At 53.1% G+C, this 262-nt stretch carries 1 pseudogene; it reads left to right on the top strand.

Annotation, left to right across the window (positions count from 1 at the left end):
- A pseudogene (locus ACTHS3_RS18110) lies at nucleotides 1–262 on the top strand (D-alanyl-D-alanine carboxypeptidase); the annotation flags it as partial.

Here is a 262-nt window from a genome sequence, read left to right as displayed (position 1 = left end):
GAGTCCACCGAAGCCCGCGCTTCCGAAAGCGGCAAATTGCTCAACTGGGCATTGCAGGCATTCGACACGCCCAAGCTCTACAACGGCGGCGAAATCATTTCCAAGGTCAAAGTTTATAAAGGCAGCAGCAAATCGGTGAACGTCGGCTTCCTCGAAGACGTGTACATCACGATTCCCCACGATGCCGGACAAAACATCAAACCGATTTTAGAAACCGTCCAGCCCGTTATCGCCCCGATACGCAAAGGTCAAACCTTGGGCA

The sequence above is a fragment of the Neisseria sp. P0009.S007 genome (assembly GCF_051962515.1).
The sequence above is the reverse complement of the archived record's forward strand: the minus strand, read 5'-3'. Positions and strand labels throughout refer to the sequence as shown.